This is a genomic window from Streptomyces sp. NPDC002698, assembly GCF_042888945.1.
Taxonomy (GTDB): domain Bacteria; phylum Actinomycetota; class Actinomycetes; order Streptomycetales; family Streptomycetaceae; genus Streptomyces.
In genome coordinates, this window is sequence record NZ_JBIAQM010000007.1 from 240,888 (window position 1) to 264,126 (window position 23,239).

The 23,239-nt window shown below is 72.3% G+C and carries 14 protein-coding genes; 3 read left to right on the forward strand and 11 right to left on the reverse strand.

The annotated features are described in order from the left end of the window. Positions 1-156 precede the first annotated feature (156 nt). The gene (locus tag ACFYW9_RS13625) at positions 157-3,129 is read left to right on the forward strand and encodes an ATP-binding protein (RefSeq protein WP_389148750.1); all 2,973 of its coding nucleotides are present in this window, start codon (positions 157-159) and stop codon (positions 3,127-3,129) included. Between the two features lie 102 nt (positions 3,130-3,231). On the opposite strand, the gene serA is transcribed toward ACFYW9_RS13625, so the two are convergent. The 6 genes from serA to ACFYW9_RS13655 all read right to left on the reverse strand — a co-directional run bounded on the left by serA (position 3,232) and on the right by ACFYW9_RS13655 (position 13,451). Further along, positions 3,232-4,821 carry a phosphoglycerate dehydrogenase gene (serA, locus tag ACFYW9_RS13630; protein WP_389148753.1) on the reverse strand — a complete coding sequence of 530 codons (1,590 nt, stop codon included), beginning with the start codon at positions 4,819-4,821 and terminating at the stop codon, positions 3,232-3,234. A gap of 309 nt (positions 4,822-5,130) precedes the next feature. Next, positions 5,131-6,132 carry a ketol-acid reductoisomerase gene (ilvC, locus tag ACFYW9_RS13635; RefSeq protein ID WP_389148758.1) on the reverse strand — a complete coding sequence of 334 codons (1,002 nt, stop codon included), beginning with the start codon at positions 6,130-6,132 and terminating at the stop codon, positions 5,131-5,133. A gap of 135 nt (positions 6,133-6,267) precedes the next feature. Beyond that, on the reverse strand, positions 6,268-6,795 hold the full coding sequence (gene ilvN, locus ACFYW9_RS13640; RefSeq protein ID WP_037622651.1) for an acetolactate synthase small subunit: 528 nt from the start codon (positions 6,793-6,795) through the stop codon (positions 6,268-6,270). Positions 6,796-6,815: 20 nt separating this feature from the next. Next, on the reverse strand, positions 6,816-8,672 hold the full coding sequence (locus ACFYW9_RS13645) for an acetolactate synthase large subunit (RefSeq protein ID WP_389148762.1): 1,857 nt from the start codon (positions 8,670-8,672) through the stop codon (positions 6,816-6,818). A 227-nt stretch (positions 8,673-8,899) separates the two neighbouring features. After that, a complete protein-coding gene (locus ACFYW9_RS13650) occupies positions 8,900-12,289 on the reverse strand; it encodes an EAL domain-containing protein (RefSeq protein ID WP_389148765.1) in 3,390 nt (1,129 codons plus the stop codon). Between the two features lie 220 nt (positions 12,290-12,509). After that, positions 12,510-13,451: a 2-hydroxyacid dehydrogenase gene (locus ACFYW9_RS13655; RefSeq protein WP_389148768.1), complete on the reverse strand. Its 942-nt coding sequence runs from the start codon at positions 13,449-13,451 to the stop codon at positions 12,510-12,512. A gap of 73 nt (positions 13,452-13,524) precedes the next feature. Here ACFYW9_RS13655 and ACFYW9_RS13660 point away from each other — a divergent pair, with 73 nt between their 5' ends. After that, complete coding sequence (locus ACFYW9_RS13660) at positions 13,525-14,532, forward strand: aldo/keto reductase (protein WP_389148771.1); 1,008 nt, start codon at positions 13,525-13,527, stop codon at positions 14,530-14,532. Positions 14,533-14,635: 103 nt separating this feature from the next. Then, complete coding sequence (locus ACFYW9_RS13665; RefSeq protein WP_389148774.1) at positions 14,636-15,808, forward strand: PQQ-dependent sugar dehydrogenase; 1,173 nt, start codon at positions 14,636-14,638, stop codon at positions 15,806-15,808. A gap of 94 nt (positions 15,809-15,902) precedes the next feature. Here ACFYW9_RS13665 and ACFYW9_RS13670 read toward each other — a convergent pair whose 3' ends face one another. The 5 genes from ACFYW9_RS13670 to ACFYW9_RS13690 form a co-directional block, all read right to left on the reverse strand. Next, entirely contained in the window at positions 15,903-18,989 is a 3,087-nt protein-coding gene (locus ACFYW9_RS13670) for an AAA family ATPase (RefSeq protein WP_389148777.1), read from the reverse strand. A 167-nt stretch (positions 18,990-19,156) separates the two neighbouring features. Continuing rightward, complete coding sequence (locus ACFYW9_RS13675) at positions 19,157-19,354, reverse strand: hypothetical protein (RefSeq protein ID WP_328447831.1); 198 nt, start codon at positions 19,352-19,354, stop codon at positions 19,157-19,159. Positions 19,355-19,553: 199 nt separating this feature from the next. Next, on the reverse strand, positions 19,554-20,168 hold the full coding sequence (locus ACFYW9_RS13680; RefSeq protein ID WP_389148781.1) for a hypothetical protein: 615 nt from the start codon (positions 20,166-20,168) through the stop codon (positions 19,554-19,556). Between the two features lie 34 nt (positions 20,169-20,202). Further along, a complete protein-coding gene (locus ACFYW9_RS13685; protein ID WP_351872142.1) occupies positions 20,203-20,778 on the reverse strand; it encodes a GNAT family protein in 576 nt (191 codons plus the stop codon). A 4-nt stretch (positions 20,779-20,782) separates the two neighbouring features. Beyond that, positions 20,783-23,098 (reverse strand): MMPL family transporter, encoded by a 2,316-nt coding sequence (locus ACFYW9_RS13690; RefSeq protein ID WP_389148786.1) that lies wholly within the window; start codon positions 23,096-23,098, stop codon positions 20,783-20,785. Positions 23,099-23,239 lie beyond the last annotated feature (141 nt).

Here is a 23,239-nt window from a genome sequence, read left to right on the forward strand (position 1 = left end):
CGACCTGAACGCCCCTCCGCCGGGCGGACCGGAGAACTCCGGTCCGCCCGGCACCCGCATGCGTCAAAAAGGCCCCTCCCGGCCGGTCACCGGTACGTTCCGCGATCAGGGCGGCCACGCCGGGGAGTTGTCGGCGGGGCGTGCCAGGATGGGCGTGTGACACAGACATTCGGTACGCCGTTCATCGGCCGGGGTGACGAACTCTCCCGGCTCACCGGCGTGCTGGAGCGCGCCAGGGACGGCGAACCGCGCGCGGTCCTGGTGGCCGGAGACGCCGGCGTCGGCAAGACCCGCACGCTGACGGAGGCCGCGGCGCGGGCGGCCGCCTCCGGGACGACCGTCCTGACCGGGCACTGTGTGGACCTCGGCGACGTGGGCCTGCCCTACCTCCCCTTCACGGAGATCCTGGGCGCGGCGGCCGAGGACGACCGCTTCGCTCCGGCGTTCGCGGCCCACCCGGCGGTGGACCGGCTGACCGGCTCCGGCCCGGGGCCCGGCGGCGCACCCGACGCGGGCGGCCGGCTCCGGCTCTTCGAGGCCATCACGGGTCTCCTCGCCGACCTGGCCGACATCACCCCGCTCCTGCTGGTCCTCGAGGACCTCCACTGGGCAGACCAGTCCTCCCGCGACCTGCTCCGCTTCCTGCTCAGCCGGGGCGTGCTCCAGCGGCCCGGGGCCGGCGGCCCCGCCCGGCGTCTCGCGGTCTTCGCCTCGTACCGCGCGGACGACCTGCACCGCCGTCACCCGTTGCGTCCCCTGCTCGCCGAGCTGATCCGGCTGCCGGCCGTCGACCGGCTGGAGCTGCGGCCCATGGGCGACGCCGACGTGGCCCGGCTCGTGCGCGCGCTGCGCACCGGCCCGGTCTCCGACACCACGGTCAAAAGCATCGTCGAGCGCGCCGAGGGCAACGCCTTCTACGCCGAGGAACTGCTCGCCGCGCTGCCCGGCGACGACTCCCCCGTCTCCCCCGCCATGCCCAGCGGACTGGCCGACCTCCTGCTCATCCGCATCGAGCAACTCTCCGGCACCGCCCAGCAGGTGCTGCGCACGGCGGCCGTCGCGGGGCGGCGCGTCGAGCACGAACTGCTGCGTGGCGCCGTACAACTCCCGGAGGACGAACTGGAGTCGGCGCTGCGCGAGGCCGTCGGCCACCAGCTCCTGGTCCCCGGGGACGACGCGACGTACTCGTTCCGGCACGCGCTCACCCGCGAGGCCGTGTACGCGGACCTGCTCCCCGGTGAACGGGTCCGGCTGCACCGCCAGTTCGCCGGACTCCTCGCGGGAGACGCCCGTTCGGCGAAGAACGCGGCGGAGCGCGCCCACCACTCACGCGAGAGCCACGACCTGGCCGACGCGCTCACCGCCTCCCTCGAAGCCGCCGATCACGCCCAGTGCGTCGGCGCCCCCGCCGAGGAACTGCGCCATCTGGAGGCCGCGCTCGAACTGTGGCCCGCGGTGGACGCAGGTGCCCGCCCCGACGGCGGCACGGTCGCCCTCACGCTGCGCGCCTCGGCAGCCGCCGCCAGCGCCGGGGAGACGCATCGCGCGGTCCACCTCACCCGTGACGCGCTCGCCAGGGCCGGCTCCGACGCCGACTCCGAGCTCGCCGCCCGGGTCCGGTACACCCTCGCCGGCAACCTGATGCGGATCGACAGCCTGAAGGACGCGTTCGCGTACAGCAGCGAGGCGCTCTCCCTGATCCCCGCCGAACCGCCCTCGTACACCTGGGTGTGGGCGGCGGCGACCCATGTCATGGCGGCCCGCCTGGTGGGGCGGGAGGAGGACGCCGGGCGGGTCGCCCGGCAGGCGCTCGCCACCGCCGAACAGCTCGGCCTGGCCGACGCCCAGGCCGACCTGACGATCTCCCTGGTCGGTATGGAAGCGGACAACCGGCGCACCCCGAAGGGCCGCGAACGCCTGCGTCGGGCCCGTGAACTGGCCCACGGCGCCGGGAACTTCCCGGTGGAGATGCGGGCTCTGTTCAACCTGGCGATCGGGGCCTACGAATCCGGTGACCTGGAGGAGTGCCTGACCTGGCTCGGCGACGGTGTGGGCCGGGCCCGCCGCGCCGGTCTCCTCCCCTCGCCGTACGCCCTGGAGCTGCTCTACCTCCAGTCGCTGGTGCTCTACACGCTGGGCCGCTGGGACGCGTGCGCGCGAGCGGCCGCCGACGACGCCGAACTGCTGCCGGCGGCGGCCGGGTTCGCGACGGGCCCAGCCCTGTACGTCGCCCTCGCCCGCGGTGAGCACGAGGCGGCCGTCGCCGGAGCCCGCGCCCTGCTCGACCGGCCCTTCGACTGGATGTCGACGCTCGTCGCGAGCATCGTCCTGACCGACGCGGCGGCCCGGAGCGGCGACGCCGAGGAAGCCGTACGGCGGCTGCGCACCGCGGCCGAGGACCTCACCGACGTCTCCGGCACCGGCCCGCCGCCGGTCGTGGTGCGGCTCGCCGCGCTCGCGCTGTCGGCGGTCGCGGACGCGGCGGAGGAGGCACGCCGCTGCGGCGACGTGGCCGGCGGCGAGCGCTGGGCGAACACCGCGACCGAGCTGATGGAGCTGGCCGGAGCCGCGGCGGACCGCGGCGGGAAGGGCGCCGAGCAGGGACCCGAGGGCCTGGCCTGGTTCGCCCGTGCCGAGGCGGAGTCGCTGCGCGCCCGCACGGGCCCGGACGTCGCGGCCTGGGAGCGGGCCGTCGCGGCCTTCGGCTACGGCGATCCGTACGAGCTGGCCAGGAGCAGACGACGCCTCGCCGAGGCCCTCCTCGCGGCCGGCCGCCGCGACGAGGCGGGTGAGCAGGCCCGCGCCGCCCGCGACACCGCCATGCGGCTCGGCGCGGTGCCGCTGCGCGAGGCCCTGGACACGCTCGTGCGGCGCGGCAACCTCGACGGGTCACCGGCCGCCGAGCAGCGCATCGCCGCGCTGACCGCCCGGGAGAGCGACGTGCTGCGACTGCTCGGCCACGGGCGCACCAACCGCCAGATCGGCGAGGAGCTGTTCATCAGCGGCAAGACGGCGAGCGTCCACGTCTCCAACATCCTCGCCAAGCTGGGTGCCGCGAGCCGCACCGAGGCCGTGGCCATCGCCTATCGCGAGGGCCTGATCGAGCCGGAGACGACGCCCTCCGCGTGACCGGGCCGCCGCGGACCCCGGCGTCCCGCGACGCACGAGGGCCGGGACACCCGCGGGTGTCCCGGCCCTCGCTCGCGCACGGCGAGCCGTCGCGGATCCGCCTCAGACGAGGTTCACCGACCGCGCCGACGTCGCGCCGATCTCCTCGGAGAGCTCGGTGAGGACGCTCTGCGGCACCGTGTCGTCGACGGTGAGGACCGCGAGGGCCTCGCCACCGACGGCCGCGCGGGCGACCTGCATGCCGGCGATGTTGATGCCGGACTCGCCGAGGATGCGGCCGACGGTGCCGACGACACCGGGACGGTCCTCGTACCTCAGCACGACCATGTGGTCGGCGAGCGCGAGGTCCACGTCGTACTCGCCGACGGCGACGATCTTCTGCAGGTGCTTCGGGCCGGCCAGCGTGCCGGAGACCGCGATCTCCTGGCCGTCGCTGAGCGTGCCGCGCACGGTGACCACGTTGCGGTGGTCGGGGGACTCCGAGCTCGTGGTCAGGCGGACCTCGACGCCGCGCTCCTGCGCGAACAGCGGGGCGTTGACGTACGACACGGTCTCGTCGACGACGTCCTCGAACACGCCCTTGAGCGCGGAGAGTTCGAGCACCTTGACGTCGTGCTGGGTGATCTCGCCGTACACCTCGACGTCGAGGCGGGCCGCGACCTCGCCCGCGAGGGCGGTGAAGATGCGGCCGAGCTTCTCGGCGAGCGGGAGACCGGGCTTGACGTCCTCGGCGATGACGCCGCCCTGGACGTTGACCGCGTCGGGGACGAGCTCACCGGCGAGGGCGAGGCGCACCGAGCGGGCGACGGAGATACCGGCCTTCTCCTGCGCCTCGTCCGTGGAGGCGCCGAGGTGCGGGGTGCAGACGACCTCGTCGAGCTCGAACAGCGGGGAGTCCGTGCAGGGCTCCTTCGCGTAGACGTCGAGGCCGGCGCCGGCGACGCGGCCCTCCTTGAGCGCCGCGTACAGCGCCTCCTCGTCGACGATCCCGCCGCGCGCGGCGTTCACGATGCGCACCGTCGGCTTGACCTTGTGCAGCGCCTCGTGACCGATGAGACCGAGGGTCTCGGGGGTCTTGGGCAGGTGCACGGTGATGAAGTCCGAGACCTCGAGCAGCTCGTCGAGGGTGAGGATCTTGACGCCCATCTGCGCGGCCCGCGCGGGCTGGATGTACGGGTCGTAGGCGACGACCTTCATGCCGAACGCGGACATGCGCTGGGCGACGAGCGCGCCGATGCGGCCGAGGCCGACGACACCGAGGGTCTTCTCGGCGAGCTCGACACCGGTGTACTTGCTGCGCTTCCACTCGCCGTTCTTCAGCGCCGTGTTGGCCTGCGGGATGTGCCGCGCGGTGGCGAGGAGGAGACCGCAGGCCAGCTCGGCCGCGGTCACGATGTTGGAGGTGGGGGCGTTGACCACCATCACGCCGGCCTTGGTGGCGGCGGAGACGTCGACGTTGTCCAGGCCGACGCCGGCTCGTGCGACGACCTTCAGCTTCTTGGCGGCGGCGACGGCCTCGGCGTCGACCTTGGTGGCCGAGCGGATCAGGATGGCGTCGACGTCGGCGATGGCGGGCAGCAGCTCGGCGCGGTCGGCGCCGTTCACATGCCGGATCTCGAAGTCCGGGCCCAGGGCGTCCACAGTCGCGGGCGACAGCTCTTCAGCGATGAGTACGACAGGTTTCGAGCTCACGTGAGTCCTCACAAGTCCAATGCGGACGGCCGTCCCGACGGCCGCAGGCGGTGGAGGGTTTACAGCGGCCCCGGGGTGTGCCTGCACTTCTGGGGGGCCGCTCGAGCCGCGTGGAAGACGCACGACGCTGTGGGCCTGACGCGTTGTTGATGTGCAGCAGTGTAGTGGCGCCGCGGAGGTCGTCCTGCGCCTCCGCGGAAGGATCACCCGTCCGTGGCTGGACGGGATGTCCAACACCGTGCCCACCGGGGTTACCGGGGGTTCGACGAAGGGGCCGGAGCATGCCGCCCCGGCCCCCCGTCGTACGGCTCACGCCTCGTCGTCGTTGACCCACGACATGAGCTTGCGCAGCTCCTTGCCGGTGGTCTCCAGGAGGTGGTTCTCGTCCTGGGTCTTGTACTCGTTGTACTTCTTCAGGCCCGAGTGGTACTCGTCCATCCAGTTACGGGCGAACGTGCCGTCCTGGATCTCGGCGAGGACCTTCTTCATCTCGGCCTTGGTGGCGTCCGTGATGATGCGCGGGCCGGTGATGTAGTCGCCCCACTCGGCGGTCTCGGAGACGGACCAGCGCATCTTCTCCAGGCCGCCCTCGTACATGAGGTCGACGATGAGCTTCAGCTCGTGCAGGCACTCGAAGTACGCGATCTCCGGCTGGTAGCCGGCCTCGGTCAGCGTCTCGAAACCGGCCTTGACCAGGGCGGCGGTGCCACCGCAGAGGACGGCCTGCTCACCGAACAGGTCGGTCTCGGTCTCCTCGGTGAAGGTCGTCTTGATGACGCCGGCGCGGGTGCCGCCGATGGCCTTGGCGTACGAGAGGGTGAGCGCGAAGGCGTTGCCGGTCGCGTCCTGCTCCACGGCCGCGATGCAGGGGACGCCGCGGCCCTCCTCGTACTGGCGGCGCACGAGGTGGCCCGGGCCCTTGGGGGCGACCATGCAGACGTCGATGCCGGCCGGGGGCTTGATGAAGCCGTAGCGGATGTTCAGGCCGTGGCCGAAGAACAGCGCGTCGCCGTCGTTGAGGTTGTCCTTGATGGACTCCTCGTAGACCTGGGCCTGGATCGGGTCCGGCACCAGGATCATGATGACGTCGGCCTCGGCGGCGGCCTCCGACGGGGTCACCACGCGCAGGCCCTGCTCCTCGGCCTTCGCCTTGGACTTGGAGCCCTCGTGCAGACCGACGCGGACGTCGACACCCGAGTCGCGCAGCGACAGCGCGTGGGCGTGGCCCTGGCTGCCGTAGCCGATGACCGCGACCTTGCGGCCCTGGATGATGGACAGGTCGGCGTCGTCGTCGTAGAACAGCTCGGCCACTGGGGTTCTCCTTGTTTTCCGGTATTTCCGGTGTTGCGTCCCACCGTACGGCGGGCGGGGGAAGTGAGGTTCTCTGGTCTCGGTATACGGGCGGACCGGGTGAGCGGCCCGCCCGTACACCGGTGTTCTCCTGGCCTAGGCCGAGCGGTCCAGTGCGCGCAGCGACCGGTCGGTGATCGAACGCGCCCCGCGTCCGATCGCGATCGTGCCGGACTGGACGAGTTCCTTGATGCCGAAGGGCTCCAGCATCTTGAGCATGGCCTCCAGCTTGTCGGCGCCGCCGGTGGCCTCGATGGTGACGGCCTCCGGGGAGACGTCGACGGTCTTGGCGCGGAACAGCTGGACGATCTCGACGATCTGGGAGCGCGTCTCGTTGTCGGCGCGCACCTTCACCAGAACGAGTTCCCGCTGAACGGCCGAACCGGGTTCCAGCTCGACGATCTTCAGGACGTTGACGAGCTTGTTGAGCTGCTTGGTGACCTGTTCGAGCGGGAGTTCCTCGATCACGTTCACCACGATGGTGATGCGGGAGATCTCGGGGTGCTCGGTGACACCGACGGCGAGGGAGTCGATGTTGAAGCCGCGCCGGGAGAACAGGGCGGTGATCCGGGCGAGGACACCGGGCTTGTTCTCGACGAGGACGGAGAGGGTGTGCTTGCTCATGGGTCTGACTCGGCTCTCTCTCAGTCGTCTTCGTTGTCGCCGAAGTCGGGGCGGACGTCCCGGGCGAACATGACCTCGTCGTTGGAGGTGCCTGCGGCGACCATCGGCCACACCATCGCGTCCTCGTGGACGATGAAGTCGACCACGACCGGGCGGTCGTTGATCGAGTTCGCCTCCTCGATCACCTTGTCGAGGTCCTCCGGGGACTCGCAGCGGATGGCGTAGCAGCCCATGGCCTCCGACAGCTTCACGAAGTCGGGGACGCGGGTGCCGGCGCTCGGCTGCTTGCCGTCCGCGTCCGGGCCGCTGTGCAGCACGGTGTTGGAGTAGCGCTGGTTGTAGAAGAGGGTCTGCCACTGGCGGACCATCCCGAGGGCGCCGTTGTTGATGATGGCGACCTTGATCGGGATGTTGTTCAGGGCGCAGGTGGTGAGTTCCTGGTTGGTCATCTGGAAGCAGCCGTCGCCGTCGACCGCCCAGACCGTGCGGTCCGGCTGTCCCGCCTTGGCGCCCATCGCGGCCGGGACCGCGTAGCCCATCGTTCCGGCGCCACCGGAGTTCAGCCAGGTGGCGGGCTGCTCGTACTGGATGTAGTGCGCGGCCCACATCTGGTGCTGGCCGACGCCGGCCGCGAAGATCGTGCCCTCCGGGGCGAGCTGCCCGATGCGCTCGATGACCTGCTGCGGCGAGAGCTGGCCGTTGTCGGGCTGCTCGTAGCCGAGCGGGTAGGTCTCGCGCCAGCGGTTGAGGTCGCTCCACCAGGCGGTGTAGTCGCCGGTGTTCCCCTCGCTGTGCTCCTTCTGGACCGCCTGGACCAGGTCGGCGATGACCTCGCGGGCGTCTCCGACGATCGGCACGTCGGCGGCGCGGTTCTTGCCGATCTCGGCCGGGTCGATGTCGGCGTGGACGATCTTGGCGAACGGGGCGAAGCTGTCCAGCTTGCCGGTGACGCGGTCGTCGAAGCGGGCTCCGAGGGCGACGATCAGGTCGGCCTTCTGCAGCGCGGTGACGGCGGTGACCGAACCGTGCATGCCCGGCATTCCCACGTGCAGCGGGTGGCTGTCGGGGAACGCGCCGAGCGCCATCAGGGTGGTGGTGACGGGCGCTCCGGTGAGTTCCGCGAGGACCTTCAGCTCGGTGGTGGCGTGCGCCTTGAGGACGCCGCCGCCGACGTACAGCACGGGCCGCTTGGCCTGGCTGAGCAGCTTGGCGGCCTCGCGGATCTGCTTGGCGTGCGGCTTGGTCACCGGACGGTAGCCGGGCAGGTCCTGGGTGGGCGGCCACTGGAAGGTGGTCCGGGCCTGGAGGGCGTCCTTGGCGATGTCGACGAGGACCGGGCCGGGCCGGCCGGTGGAGGCGATGTGGAAGGCCTCCGCGATCGTCCGCGGGATGTCCTCGGCCTTGGTGACCAGGAAGTTGTGCTTGGTGACCGGCATGGTGATGCCGACGATGTCCGCTTCCTGGAAGGCGTCCGTGCCGATCGCCTTGGACGCGACCTGCCCGGTGATCGCCACGAGCGGGACCGAGTCCATGTGCGCGTCGGCGATCGGGGTGACCAGGTTGGTCGCGCCGGGGCCGCTGGTGGCCATGCAGACACCGACCTTGCCGGTGGCCTGCGCGTATCCGGTGGCCGCGTGGCCGGCGCCCTGCTCGTGGCGCACGAGCACGTGCCGCACCCGGCGGGAGTCCATCAGCGGGTCGTAGGCCGGAAGGATCGCACCGCCGGGGATACCGAATACGGTCTCGGCCCCGACCTCCTCGAGCGAGCGGATGAGGGACTGCGCACCCGTGACGTGCTCGGGGGCGGACTGGTGTCCTCCGGAACGGGGCCGCGGCTGCGGATGGTGGGCCCCGGTGGCCTGCTCGGTCATCGGCATTCTCTTCTCGATGCTGAGGGTTTTTGCGACTTTTGTGCGGTGTACGACTGATGCCTGTGCAACAAAAAACCCCTCGTGCCGTGAGGCAAGCGAGGGGAGCGCGCCGGGTGCGGTCGCTGGGTGTTCCGGAACCTTCCGGTGACCACCTAGCTTCAGCCGACGCGCTTTCCAAGTACGAGAATTCGGGTGCGCATGGCATTGACCCTCCCCCCGGCACACACCGACTGTCAAGTAGGTGGGACGGGAGTCTCATTATGTGAGCGGAGGGCCGTTCCGCCTCCGAGAGCGACGGGCACTCCACTCGTATACACCCCGGAGCCCCCGCCGCCCGCGAACACCGGCTCGGCGGGTCCGATCGGCACCGGATAGTGGCCGGAAGAGAGCGCTCTGCGCAGCCGGTACTCGTCCAGCGGTCCGGAGAAGGCCATGCCCTGCCCGTGGGTGCAGCCCATCGCGCGCAGCGCGACGACCTGCTCCGGAAGATCCACCCCGTCGGCCACGGACTGCAGCCCCAGATCGGCGGCGATCCGCAGCAGCCCGCTGGTGATCTTGTACAGCCGGGCCGACTCGACGACTCCCTCGACCAGGCTCCTGTCGAGACGCAGGACGTCCACGGGGAGCCGTCTCAGTGCCGTGATCGCCGCGTAGCCGCTGCCGAAGCCGTCCAGGGCGATCCGTACACCGAGACGTCTGAGCGCGTTCAGCCGGCGCTCCAGCTCGTCCAGGGGGACCCTCGGATCGGTGTCGGACAGCTCGATGATCAGGCCGCCGGAGGCGAGCCCGTGCCGGGTCAGCAGGGACTCCACGGAACCCAGCGGCATCGAGCGGTCCACCAGCCGCCGGGCGGTCATCCGGACCGAGACCGGCACGGCGGCCCCCGCGGCGGTGCGCTCGGCGGCCTGCCCGACGGCCTCGTCGAGCATCCAGCGGCCGAGTTCGGCGGTCTTCTCGCCGTCCTCGGCGACCCGCAGGAACTCGGCGGGCGTGAACAGCACCCCCTGGGAGGAACGCCAGCGCGCCTGCGCGGTGACCGACGCGATCCGGCCGTTCTCCAGCGACACCACGGGCTGGTGCAGCAGGGCGAACTCGCCGTCCTGGAGCGCGGAGCGCAGCCGGGTCGCCAGCTCCGCCCTGCGGACCACGTCCTGCTGCATCTGGGGCGCGTACAGCTCGACGCGGCCCTTTCCGGCGGCCTTCGCCCGGTACATGGCGAGGTCGGCGTTGCGCAGCAGCTCGCCCGCTCCCAGTCCCGGTTCGGCGAAGCCGACGCCGATGGACGCGGCGACCCGGACATCGTTGCCGTCGATACAGTAGGGCTGGGAGAGCCTGATCCGCAGACGGTCGGCGAGTTCCCGTACCTGCTGCTCACGGGCGGTACGGTCACGGCCTCCGTCACCGACGATGAGGGCCGCGAACTCGTCCCCGCCGAGCCGCGCGGCGGTGTCGCCGTGCCGGACGGAGTCCTGGAGTCTGCGGGCGGCCTGGACGAGCAGCTCGTCACCGGCCTGGTGCCCGATGGTGTCGTTGACGGCCTTGAAGCCGTCGAGGTCGATGAAGAGGACGGCGGTGCCCCGGTCGGTGGAGCGGCGCCCGGACAGGGCCTGCTGGACGCGCCGGGTGAACAGCGCGCGGTTGGGCAGGTCGGTGAGCGGGTCGTGCTCGGCGTTGTGCTGCAACTGCGCCTGGAGCCGCACGCGTTCGGTGACGTCACGGCTGTTGAAGATGAGGCCGCCGTGGTGCCGGTTGACGGTGGACTCCACGTTGAGCCAGCCGCCGTCGCCGGACCGGAACCTGCACTCGATCCGGGTGGTGGGTTCCTCGGCGTGGCTGGCCGCGAGGAAGCGCCGCACCTCGTGGACCACGCAGCCGAGGTCCTCGGGGTGGATGAGCGAGGCGAGTTCGGAGCCGACGAGTTCCTCGGCGTCACGGCCGTAGACCCCGGCGGCGGCCGGACTGACGTACCTCAGGATGCCGTTCGGCGCGGCGATCATGATGACGTCGCTCGAACCCTGCACCAGGGAGCGGAAGTGGTTCTCCTTCTGGGCCAGTTCCTGGGTGAGGGTGATGTTGTCGAGCAGCATGATGCCCTGGCGCACCACGAGGGCGAGCACGACGAGGCCGGCGGTGACGAGCACCACGCGGTCCACCCGGCGTCCGTTCAGGATGTTGTAGAGGATCCCCAACGTGCAGACGGCGGCGGCCAGATAGGGCGTCAGCGCGGCCAGCGATCCGGTGATCGGACGCGCCGCCGGAGAGCGGCCGGGCCCGTGCCCCGGGGAGTCCGCGGGCGCGGATCCGCCCTGCCGCGGTCCCTGGGAGGGGTCCGGCTCCCCGTGCTGCCCCTGGCCCTCGTGGGATCCGGGCCCCTCCTGCGGGGCTCCCGGTCCGTACGGCGGACGGGCCCCCTGGGGTCCGGGCGACGTGTGGCTTCCCGGGGGCCCGTACTGGCCTTCCCTGCGCTGTCCCGGGATGACCTCGTGCGCCACGCGCGTGTGCTCCTGCGATCCCGGCTCGTCGGGTCCGCGCGGGTCCGGGCCGCGCGGGTCCGGGCCGTACGCGTCGATGCCGTGCTCGCCGCTGTCGTGCTCCTCGGTGACGTGCCCCTCGGCGCCGTGCTCCTCGGCGCTGTGCTCCTCCGCCTCGTTCCCGTGCCGGGTGACGGCCCAGGGGGCGTACGCGAGGAGCAGCGAGCCGGCGAACCAGCCCGCGTCGAGGAGCTGGCCCGAGTGGTAGCTGTTGTGCAGGAGGGGCGAGGTGAACAGCGCGTCGCACATCACGGTCAGGGCGAGCGCCCCGATCGCCGTGTTCACCGCCGACCTGTTCACCGACGAGCGCCTGAAGTGCAGCGCCAGCACCATGCTGACCAGCGCGATGTCCAGCAGCGGGTACGCGAGCGACAGCGCGGTGTGCGCGACGCTCGGCCCGTCGAACTCGGCGGCCTGGGCGAGCGCCAGGCTCCAGGACAGGGTGAGCAGCGATCCGCCGATCAGCCAGGCGTCCAGCGCGAGACACACCCAGCCCGCCCGGGTGACGGGCCGCTTGGCGAGCACCAGCAGTCCCACGATGGCGGGCGGCGCGAAGCAGAGGAAGAACAGATCGGCGTAGCTCGGGGTGGGCACGGGGCGGTCGAGGACGACCTCGTACCACCCCCAGACCAGGTTTCCGAGCGAGGCCATCGCCGAGGAGAGCGCGAACAGCAGCCACGCGGGCCGAAAGCGGCTGCGGCGGCTGCGGGCGTAGAGGAAGCAGGAGACCGCCGCGGTGCCCGCGGCGGCGCTCAGACCGAAGTCGCCCATGACCAGCGCCAGACCCGGGGAGCCCCAGCCGAGCGCGGAACCGACGGCGTAGGCCGCGCACACCAGGGCCAGCACGAGTTGCGAGAACAGGCCCGTCCCGCCGTCGAACACCGTCCGACGGGTCAGCAGCGCTCCTGGGGAGCTCACCGGGCCCACCCGGTCCGCGCCCCGGGGTCCCGCTGGTCCCGGTGCGCCGGATGTCCGTGCCTCCGGCGGCTCTGGTGCCTGCGGTGGTGATGGCTGCCGTGACCGCGGCCGTGCGTGGCCGCGCGCCAGGGTCGTCGTCGGCGGCGGCCCCGCCGCGTCGGATCGTTGGTCCATAGGCCGTACATCGCCCGTCGCCCCCCTCGCAGTCTCAATGTCCGTCCCCGGCGCCGAACGGTGCGCGGCGCAGCCCCTGTCGGGACGATACACCAGTCTCGTCACTCAGGGACATAGTTCCTCTACGCTGCGTAACGACCAGGGACTATGTCGGCACAGCCCGCATCCGGAGAACTGCGGAGCGTGCCCGAGGCGGGACGGCGAGCGGACAGGGCGTCGCTCAGGTGCCGGTGGTAAGGACCACGTTGCGCAGCGGCTCCCGGTTCACGAAGCGGGTCAGCTGATCCGCGAGCAGTCGCTTGGCGCGCGGCCAGAACGCCGAGGTCGGCCCTCCGACGTGGGGGCTGATGAGCACGCCGGGCGCGTGCCACAACGGGTGGCCCGGGGGCAGCGGTTCGGGGTCGGTGACGTCGAGGGCCGCGGTGACGCGCCCGCTCTTCAGCTCGCCGAGCAGCGCGTCCGTGTCGACGACGGGGCCGCGGGCCACGTTCACCAGGAGCGCGCCGTCCTTCATCCGGGACAGGAAATCGGCGTCCACCAGGCCGCGGGTGCTGTCCGTGAGCGGCGTGGCCAGCACGACGACGTCGAACTCGGGGAGCAGGGAGGGCAGTTCGGCGAGGGGGCGCACGGGACCGCGCGCCGTGGCACGGGCGGAGCGTGCGACGCGCGCGACCCGCGCGAGCTCGAACGGCACGAGCCTGTCCTCGATGGCGGACCCGATCGACCCGTACCCCACGATGAGAACGGACTTGTCGGCCAGCGAGGGACGGAAGCCCGTGCGCCACTCCCGCTTGTCCTGGCCCCGCACGAAGTCGGGGATCCCGCGCAGCGAGGCGAGGATCAGGGCGAGCGTGAGTTCCGCGGTGCTCGCCTCGTGCACCCCGCGGGCGTTGCACAACACCACGCCGGAGGGAAGGGAGTCGAGGCTCGGCAGGACGTGGTCGACACCGGCGGAGAGGGTCTGCACGGCCCGGAGCGAGGTCATTTCGGCCATCGGCCGCCGCGAGACGGCGGGCGGCTTCATGTAGGGCACGACATAGAACACGCAGTCGGCGGGATCCGCGGGGAACTCCTGGCCGCCGTCCCAGAAACGGTAGTCGGGGCCCTCGGGGAGTCCGTCGATCTCGTCCGCGTGAAAGGGGAGCCAGACATCGGAAGTCATGGTCGGGAGGTTATGCCAGGCGCCCATGCGCACAGGTTAGGTTGGGGACCCGCAGAAGGAGGATCACGGCCAGGTGGAGCGCAGAACGATCGGGGCGGCGGCGCTCGGTGTGGGGGCGGTCGGACTCGGATGCATGCCGATGAGCTGGGCTTACACAGGGTCGCAACAGCGTGGTGAGGAGTCGCTGCGCGCGGTGAACGCGGCACTGGACCGGGGGTCGACGCTGCTCGACACGGCCGACATGTACGGGCCCTTCACCAATGAGCTGCTCGTCGGGCGCGTCCTGAAGGAGCGGCGCTCCGAGGCCTTCGTGTCGACCAAGGTCGGTCTGCTGGTGGGTGATCAGCACCTCGTGGCCAACGGCCGCCCCGGCTACGTGAAACGGGCCTGCGACGCGTCGCTGCGCCGGCTCCAGACGGACGTGATCGATCTCTACCAGCTGCACCGCGCGGACCCGGAAGTGCCGGTCGAGGAGACGTGGGGCGCGATGGCCGAGCTCGTCGCGGCCGGAAAGGTCCGCTCGCTCGGGCTGTGCGCGGTGGGCGCGGGGTCCGGCCGCCGGGCGGGGGCGCGGCCGCACGACGGAACGGTCCGGCTGCTGGAGCGGGTTCAGCAGGTCTTCCCGGTGAGCACCGTGCAGGCCGAGCTGTCGGTGTGGTCGGCGGAGGCGCTGGACGCGCTGCTGCCGTGGTGTGCGGCGCGCGGCGTCGGGTTCCTCGCCGCGATGCCGCTCGGCAACGGCTTCCTGACCGGCACGCTGACCCCCGGCGAGGGCTTCGAGCCCGACGATCCGCGGGCCCGCCATCCCCGTTTCACCGCCGAGATGATGGCGGCGAACCAGCCCATCGTCGTCGGTCTGCGACGCGTCGCGCGACGGCACGGGGACGGTGCCCGTCCCGTCACACCCGCGCAGGTGGCGCTGGCGTGGGTGCTGGCGCAGGGTCCGCACGTCGTCCCGGTGCCGGGGGCCAAGCGGGAGCGCTGGGTCGTCGAGAACGCGGGGGCGGCCGGACTGCGGCTGACGGCGGAGGATCTCGCCGAGGTGGCGGCGCTGCCGGGGGCGCTGGGATCCTGGGACTGACCGGCGATCGCGGAGCCCGGCGCGGATCGCCCGGCCGGGACCGGGACCCCGGGGAACGCGAGCGGTGTATGAACAGGGGGACCGCCGCGTCGAAGGGACATTGATGGTGCAAGTTCGAGCAGTGACAGTCGTGTTGGCCACGACCGCGCTCCTGGTGACGGCAGGGTGCTCCTCCGGCGGCCGGCCGGGTCCGGCGGGCCCGGGCACGTCCGCGGGCGCCGGGAGCCCGGCCCCGCACTCGTCGTCCGCCCAGAGCGCCACCGCCGAGGCGACACCGCCCGCGAAGGGCTCGGTGAAGGTCCTGCGCACCGTCACCGAGGACCTCGACACCCCCTGGGGCCTCGCGCCGCTGGCCGGAGGCGGTCTGCTGGTGTCCTCGCGGGACGAGGGGACGATCACCCGGATCGACGAGAAGACCGGCAGGAAGACACTGCTGGGCGAGGTGCCCGGGGTGGCCCCGGCCGGCGAGGGCGGTCTCCTGGGCATAGCCCTCTCGCCGGACTACGCCTCCGACCACATGGTCTACGCGTACCTGACCACGGCGTCCGACAACCGCATCGTCCGCATGCTGTACGACGGGCGGAGGCCGTCCGGCGAGCAGCTCGGCGCACCGGACACGATCTTCAAGGGCATCCCCAAGGGCATGATCCACAACGGTGGCCGGATCGCCTTCGGCCCGGACAGAATGCTGTACGCGGGCGCCGGCGAGACGGGTGACCGGGGCCTGGCCCAGGACAGGAAGTCGCTCGCCGGGAAGATCCTGCGCATGACGCCGGAGGGCGAGCCCGCGCCGGGCAATCCGTTCCCCGACTCGGTCGTGTACTCGTACGGGCACCGCAACGTCCAGGGTCTGGCCTGGGACGACAAACAGCGTTTGTGGGCCTCGGAGTTCGGCCAGGACACCTGGGACGAGCTGAACCAGATCAAGCCGGGCGACAACTACGGCTGGCCGGTGGTGGAAGGCATCGGCCACGACTCCAGGTACCACGATCCGATCGTCCAGTGGCACACCGACGAGGCCTCTCCGAGCGGGCTCGCCTATGCCGAGGGGTCCCTGTGGATGGCGGCCCTCAAGGGGCAGCGCCTGTGGCGCGTCCCGTTGAACGGCACCGAGGCGTCCGCGGCACCCGAGGCCTTTCTCACGGACAGGTACGGCCGCCTCCGCACGGTCGTCTCCGCGGGCGGCGACCGGCTCTGGCTGACCACGAGCGAGACCGACGGCCGCGGCACCCCCGTGAAGGGCGACGACCGGCTTCTGGAGCTGGAGGTGGAGTAGGACGGCGGCGGGCCGGGGGCGGCCGCGGCGAACACGGCCCGGCCCTCCGGCCTGACTGACAAGCCCTGGGCCGGTTTCCCTCACGGGCGCGCGCTCAGCCGGCCGCTCGGGCGGCCGGGGTGTCCGCCGGGAACAGCCGCAGCCTGTGGGCCAGCGCGGCCGCCTCCCCCCGTCCCGACACGTCCAGCTTGGCCAGGATGTTCGAGACATGGACGCTGGCCGTCTTCGGGGAGATGAAGAGTTCCTCGGCGATCCGGCGGTTGCTGCGCCCGGCCGCGACCAGACGCAGGACATCGCGCTCGCGGCTGGTGAGACCGAACGCGGCCGCGGGGTCGGCGGGAGCGGTCCGGGACCGTTCACCGGTGTGCTCCAGGGCGAGGCGGGCACGCCGGGCGAGCAGCGCGACCGCGTCGCCGAGCGGGCGGGCGCCGAGGTGTCCGGCGGCGGCGCCCGCCAGCCGGAGGAGTTCCGCGGCCCGGGCGCGCTCGTCGTCGTCCGCGCCCGTGAGCAGCAGGGACTCGGCGAGGCGGAGGCGGACCCGGGCGAGGTCGTAGGGGCGCTCCAGGGGTTCGAGTGCCTCGACCACCTCCGACCACTGGTCCGGGGTGCCCGCGCCGTCGGCCCGCCGGAGTTCGGCACTCACCCATGCGGCGTGGGCGAGCCACACGGGCGCTCCGGTGGCCAGGGTCCGCGCGGCCGTGCGGATGCGTTCCAGGGCCGGGGCGCGGCCGGGGGCGGCGACGGGCAGGCCGCGGGCCCCGTCCTCCGCGGTGACGGCGGCCAGCAGCAGCGGCCAGGCGTAGCGCTGGGTGCCGGGCGGGAAGCCCTCGGCCAGTGCCTCGTCCAGGGCGGTACGGGCGTCGAGGAAGCGGCCCTCGCCCGCGGCGACGCCGATGGTGGTGCACAGCAGCGGCAGGATGTGCTGGGGCATCGGGTCGTGGCTGCCGAAGTGGTCGCGGGCGGCGGTCAGCCGGCGGCCCGCCTCGGCGAGGTCGCCGCGGGCCAGGGCCACGGGCGCGAGCCGGGACGCGCCCACCCCGGAGGCCTTGCCGCCGAGTCCGATGGCCAGGGCGTTGCGGGCGGCCTCGGCGGCCTCGTCCCAGCGGCCGAGCGCGTACAACGATTCGGAGAGGTTGCCCCAGACCCAGGCCTGGGTGTCCAACAGTCCGTTCCGGCAGGCGAGTTCTATGCCTTCGCGCAGGATGGCGACGGCCTCGCGGGAGCGGCCCACCGACTCCAGGTGGGAGGGCAGGTTGATGTGCAGACGGCCCACGACGTACGCGGCGCCCTGGCGGTTCGCCCGTTCCCTGACCCGGTACATCTCCGCGAGCCCGTCCTCGATCTGCCCCGCGTCGACCATCAGCCCGCCGAGGGTGAGCCGGGCGTTCAGCTCGGTGTCCCGGGCGCCCACCATGTGCGCGTACTCCACGGCGCGTTCGGCCGCGGAGAGGGCGCCGTGGCCCGGCTGGTGCACCATGCACCAGGCGGCGACCATGGACAGGACCTCGGCGTGCACCTGGGAGGGCGGCAGACCGCGCACCAGGTCCTGGGCGGTGGCGAGTTCCTTCCAGCCGTCGCCGCGGACCTGCGCCTGGACGAGCCGGGAGCGCTGGATCCAGAACCAGGCGGCGCGCAGCGGGTCGCCCGCGTCCTCCAGGAGGTGCAGCGCCCGTCCGGTCGTCTTCAGGGCACGTTCGCGTTCCCCGCACAGCCGGCCGGCGACGGCGGCCTCGGCCATCAGGTCCAGGTAGCTCAGGGGTGCGGCCGCGGAGCCGCGGCCGTCGGAGGTCTCCCCGTGTCCCTCGGGCAGGGGAGGGGGGTAGGCCTCCACGTAGTCCATGGGGCGCAGTTCGGCCCGTACGGTGCCGGGGACCGTCTCCCACAGCTCCATCGCCCGCTCCAGGAGCCGCAGTTGCTCGGAGTGGGCGTGCCGGCGGCGGGCTTCGACCGAGGCGTCGAGGACGGCGGGCAGGGCCTTGGCGGCGTCATGGGCGTGGTACCAGTAGCTGGCCAGCCGGGTGACGCGCTCGTCGGCCGGTACGAGCGCCGGGTCGGCCTCCAGGGCCTCGGCGTAGCGGCGGTTGAAGCGGGAGCGTTCGCCGGGCAGCAGGTCGTCGCTGACGGCCTCGCGGACCAGGGAGTGGCGGAAGCGGTAGCCGTCGCCGCCGGGCGAGGCGATCAGGATGTTGGCGCCGACGCAGGCGCGCAGGGCCTCGATGAGGTCGTCCTCGGCGAGCCGTGCCACCGCGGCGAGCAGGGGGTACTCGACGGCGCTGCCTCCCTCGGCGACGATCCGGGCGACCCGCTGGGCGCTCTCGGGCAGTCCTTCGACGCGGACGAGGAGCAGGTCGCGCAGGGTGTCGGTGAGTCCGGTGGGACAGCCTTCGCGGCCGGCGACGGCGAGTTCCTCGACGAAGAACGCGTTGCCGTCGGAGCGGGCGAAGATCTCGTCGGCCTGGGCGGTGTCGGGTTCGCGGGCGAGGATTCCGGCGATCTGGCGGCCGGCCTCGGCGCGGTTGAAGCGGCCCAGGTCGATGCGGCGGACCGTGCGGAGACGGTCGAGCTCGGCGAGCAGGGGGCGCAGCGGATGACGGCGGTGGATGTCGTCGGCGCGGTAGGTGGCGATCACGACGAGACGGCCGCTGCGCAGTGTGCGGAAGAGGTAGGCGAGCAGATGGCGGGTGGAGGCGTCGGCCCAGTGCAGGTCTTCGAGGACGACGACGACCGTGCGGTCCGCGGCGACCCGTTCCAGGAGGCGGGCGGTGAGCTCGAAGAGGCGGGCCATGCCGTCCTCCTCGTACTGCCGTCCCCGGGTCGTCCGCGCGAGCTCGGGCAGGAGGCGGGCGAGTTCCTCCTCCTGTCCGGCGGCCGCGGCGGCGAGTTGGCCGGGCAGGGCGCGGCGCAGGGCGCGCAGGGCGGTGGAGAAGGGGGCGAAGGGGAGGCCGTCGGCGCCGATCTCGACGCAGCCGCCCAAGGCGACGACGGCGCCCTCGCGGGTGGCGGCGGCGGAGAACTCCTCCAGGAAGCGGGTCTTGCCGACGCCGGCCTCGCCGCCGAGCAGGAACGCCTGCGGCTCTCCCCCGGCGGCGGCGCGGGCGAGCGCGTCGTTCAACACCTCCAGTTCGTCGGCGCGTCCGACGAACACCGGGCTGACGGACCTGGTCTCCACGGGCCCGAGCATGGCACAGGGGTCCGACAGGGGGGCACCGGTCGTCGGGACGGCGGCCGGCGGCCCGCCCGTCGGCCGGCCGCCGCCCGGTGGGAGACGGCCGGCCGCCGCGGGGGCGCCGTCCCGCACAGCCCCTGGACGGCCGGACGGTGCCCGGCCGTCCACGGGCGCCCCGGCCGTCATGCGGTGCGGGCCGACCGGTGCCGGCGGGGGCGCCCGCTATGGGCGCGTTCCTCGGTGCCGTCCTGTGCGGACCGGAGAGCGGCGGCGCGGCGGGCGGCCCGGCGGCCGCTCGCGGCCTCCCGGGCGAGCCGGTAGGTCTGGGCCCTGCGGATCAGTTCCTCGGACCGGATCTGCTGGAGCTCGAACTCGAACATCTTGTACCCCTCGTGAAGCGTCGGTTTCGGTCTCGCTCGTTCGCGATGCCTCAACCTTCGTCTCCCAGGGGGGTGCGCCACATCGGGAGAGTTCCGCATCTTGGGAACGCGAAGGGCCTTAGGGCGGCGGCCGGTTTCCCGCGCCGGCCCTAAGGCCCCTCTGAGTCGTCGTTCGTCGGTGGTGCCGGCGCTGCCGGATTCAGCTGGTGGAGGGCAGTCCGAGGAGGATGTCGGAGTACTTGGCGACCGCCAGCACCAGTCCTACGACGCCGAGCGAGACGCCCGCCCAGGCGACGGACTTGATCCAGGCGGCCTGCGGCTTGCCGGGGGCGCCGAACGCGGGCCGGACCAGCACGACGACGCCGACGATCAGCGCGGCCAGCGCGAAGAGGCCGCCGACCAGCGCGGTGGTCGCCCAGGCGTCGCCGTAGACCTCCTTGACCTGCGTGGCCACGCTCGCGGACGACGAGGTCTGGAGCTGGCCGATCAGGGTCTCCCGGGCGGCGGCCACGGTGGCGACCCAGCTGCCGGTCAGCGACACCACGCCGAGTCCGGCGGACACCACGGCGGCGGCACCCTGGCCGACACCGGCGTCCCGGACCGCGCCGGTGTCATCGAGGCCGGCGAGGTCCTCGTCGGCCTCGTCCCCCTCGGCCGGGTCCTCGTCCCGCTCCCCGGCCCCGGCCGGGGTCCCGGTCGCTTCGTCCGTGGACGCCCCGGCCGTACCGGCCTCGGTGGCGTCCTCGGTCCGCTCGTCGCGCTGTGCCTCGGTGCCGGTCTCGGCCCCGGCCTCGTCAACTGTCTTGGTTCCCATGCGGGCACCGTACGGATGCCGTCTGAGAGGTTCCTTAATGATCCTTGTGGGCGGCGTCCGCGCGTGCGGCACGCCACTCGGGCGCGAGCAGGGACCACACCTCGAGGTCGTGCCGGACCCCGTGGTGGGTGTGCTTCTCCCGGAACACGCCGTCCCGGCTCATGCCGAGGCGCCGGGCCACGTTCAGGCTCGGGACGTTGCCCGCCGCGGCGACCCACTCCACGCGGTGGATCCCGCGCTCCTCGACCGCCCAGTCGATGAGGATCCGCATCGCGCGGGTGACCAGACCCCGCCCGGAGGCGGCGGGTTCCAGCCAGCAGCCGACCTCGCAGTTGCCCTGGTCCGCGTCGAAGTTCAGGAAGAGCACACCGCCCACGAGCTTCCCGTCCAGCCACAGGCCGTGCAGGGACCCGGTGTCGGCGCGGCGCATGTCGGCGTACCTCTGGAGCTGAGCCCGCGCGGACGGTACGTCCGTGGACCCGGAGCCGAAGGGGATGAACTGCCCGATGAACTCGCGCCCGCGGTCCAGATGGGCGAGGAACTCCTCGGCGTGCCAGGGCTCCAGGGGCCGCAGTACGGCTCCGTCGTCGCCCAGGGATATCGCGTACATCCCGTCACCGCTCCTTCGTCGTCACGTCGGCGCCCCCGGCGTCCTTCGTCTCGGCGTCCGTCGTCTCCGCGTCCAGGATTCCGGCGTCCAGGATTCCGGCGCCGGCCGCCCCGCGGCCCAGTACGTCGGCCGCTTCGGCGTCCGTGGCCTCGGCCAGCCTCTCATGCGCGGCGCGGCACTCGGGCGGCTCGATGCTGATGCGCGGCAGTCTCCGGTCGAGGCCCCGGGGCAGCCACCAGTTGGCGTCGCCGAGCAGGTGCATGAGGGCGGGGACGAGGAGCGTGCGCAGGACGAAGGCGTCCAGGGCGACGGCGGCGGCGAGGGCTATCCCGAACATCGCGATGACACGGTCGCCGCTGAGCACGAAGGCGAGGAAGACCGAGATCATGATGACGGCGGCGGAGTTGATCACCCGGCTGGTCTCGGCGAGGCCGACGCGGACCGCGCGCCGGTTGTCGCCGGTCTCCAGCCACTCCTCGTACATCCGGCTGACCAGGAAGACCTGGTAGTCCATGGAGAGCCCGAAGAGCACCGACACCATGATCACGGGCAGGAACGGCTCGATCGGGCCCGCGCGGCCGAGACCGAGCAGTTCGCTCCCCCAGCCCCACTGGAAGATCGCGACGACGACTCCGAAGGCGGCGGCGACGGCGGCGACGTTCATGGCCGCGGCCTTGAGGGGGATGCCGATCGAGCGGAACGCGAGCAGCAGCAGGACGCAGCCGAGGCTGATCACGACACCGACGAAGAGCGGGAGCTTGCCGATGATGACGTCCGCGAAGTCGTCGTAGCTCGCTGTGACACCGCCGACCTGTACGTCGAGGGAGGTGCCCGACTCGGCGCGCGGCAGGACGTCGGCGCGCAGCCGGTCCACCAGGTCGCTGGTCTTCTGGGACTGCGGCGCGGAGGCCGGGACGACGGTGAGGAAGGCGGTGTCACCGGTGCCGTTGTACGTCACCGGGGTCGCCGAGGCGACGCCTTCGGTGGTGCGCAGGGTGGCGTCCAGGTTGTCCAGGGCGAGCCGGTCCTCGGCGCCGCCGACCTTGGTGACGAGGGTCAGGGGCCCGTTCACTCCGGGACCGAAGCCCTCCGAGATCAGGTCGTACGCCTGCCGGGTGGTCGTCGTCCTCGGGTCGTTGCCCTGGTCGGACGTGCCCAGGTGGAGGGAGAGCGTGGGCAGGGCGAGCACGGCCATCACGACGACGGCCACGGCACCGAGCAGCTTGGGGTGGCGCTCCACGAAGGCGGACCAGCGGGCGGCGAACCCCGTGGCCATCTCCGGCTGGGGCCCGTGCTCCTCCAGGCGTCGCCGCTCACGGCGGCTCAGCGCGCGCGGACCGATGAAGGACAGCAGCGCGGGCAGCAGCGTCACGGAGGCCGCGACGGTGAGGACGACGGTCAGGGAGGCGGCGATCGCCACACCGTTGAGGAAGTTGAGCCGCAGGATGAGCATGCCCAGCAGGGCGATGCAGACGGTGGCACCGGCGAAGACGACCGCGCGTCCGGTGGTGGCCACGGCGTTCTGCGCCGCCTCGGCCACCGGCAGTCCGCGTTTGAGGCCGCGCCGGTGTCTGGTCACGATGAACAGCGCGTAGTCGATCCCGACGCCGAGGCCCACCAGCATGCCGAGCATGGGGGCGAAGTCGGCGACGGTCATGGCGTGTCCGAGGAGCACGATGCCGAAGTACGCGGTGCCGACGCCGACCAGGGCGGTGGCGATGGGCAGCATGGAGGCGGCGAGCGAGCCGAACGCGAGGAAGAGGACCACGGCGGCCACGGCCACGCCGACGATCTCGGCCATGTGCCCGCCGGACGCCTTGGTGAGGGAGATGGCGGTGCCGCCCAGCTCGACGTCGAGCCCCTTGGCCTCGGCGGCCTTCGCGGCGTCGACGACGGCCTCGACCTCGCCCTTGTCGAGGTTCTCGGCCCGGTCGGCGAAGGTGACGGTCGCGTACGCCGTCCGGCCGTCCTGACTGATCCGGCCCGATCCCTGGTGCGTGTACGGGCTGTCGACGGAGGCCACTCCGGGGAGCTTCTCGATCTTGTCCAGGGCGCGGGTCATCGACTGTTCGACGTCGGCGGAGCGCACGGTGCCCGAACCGGTGTGCCAGACAACGGTGTCACTGTCGCCGCCGAGGCCGGGGAAGCCGCTGTTCAGGAGCTGCGTCGCGCGGCCCGATTCGGTGCCGGGGACCTCGTAGTCGTTGGAGTACGCGGAGCCCGTCACGGCAGCGGCCGCGGTCACACCGCCGAAGGCCAGAAGCCAGAGCAGTACGGTGACGAGGCGATGCTGGACGCACCACCGTGCAAGGGCTGCCACGAGCGAGCTCCCTGGGGGATTTGTGGATCTTTATCGGGAACCGCCCGCAAAGAACACATGACTAATGCGTCATCACTCTTACAGCCTGAAATGATCCTTTGTCGCATTCGTGGGCTTACTCACAGGGTTGCGTCCGACGTC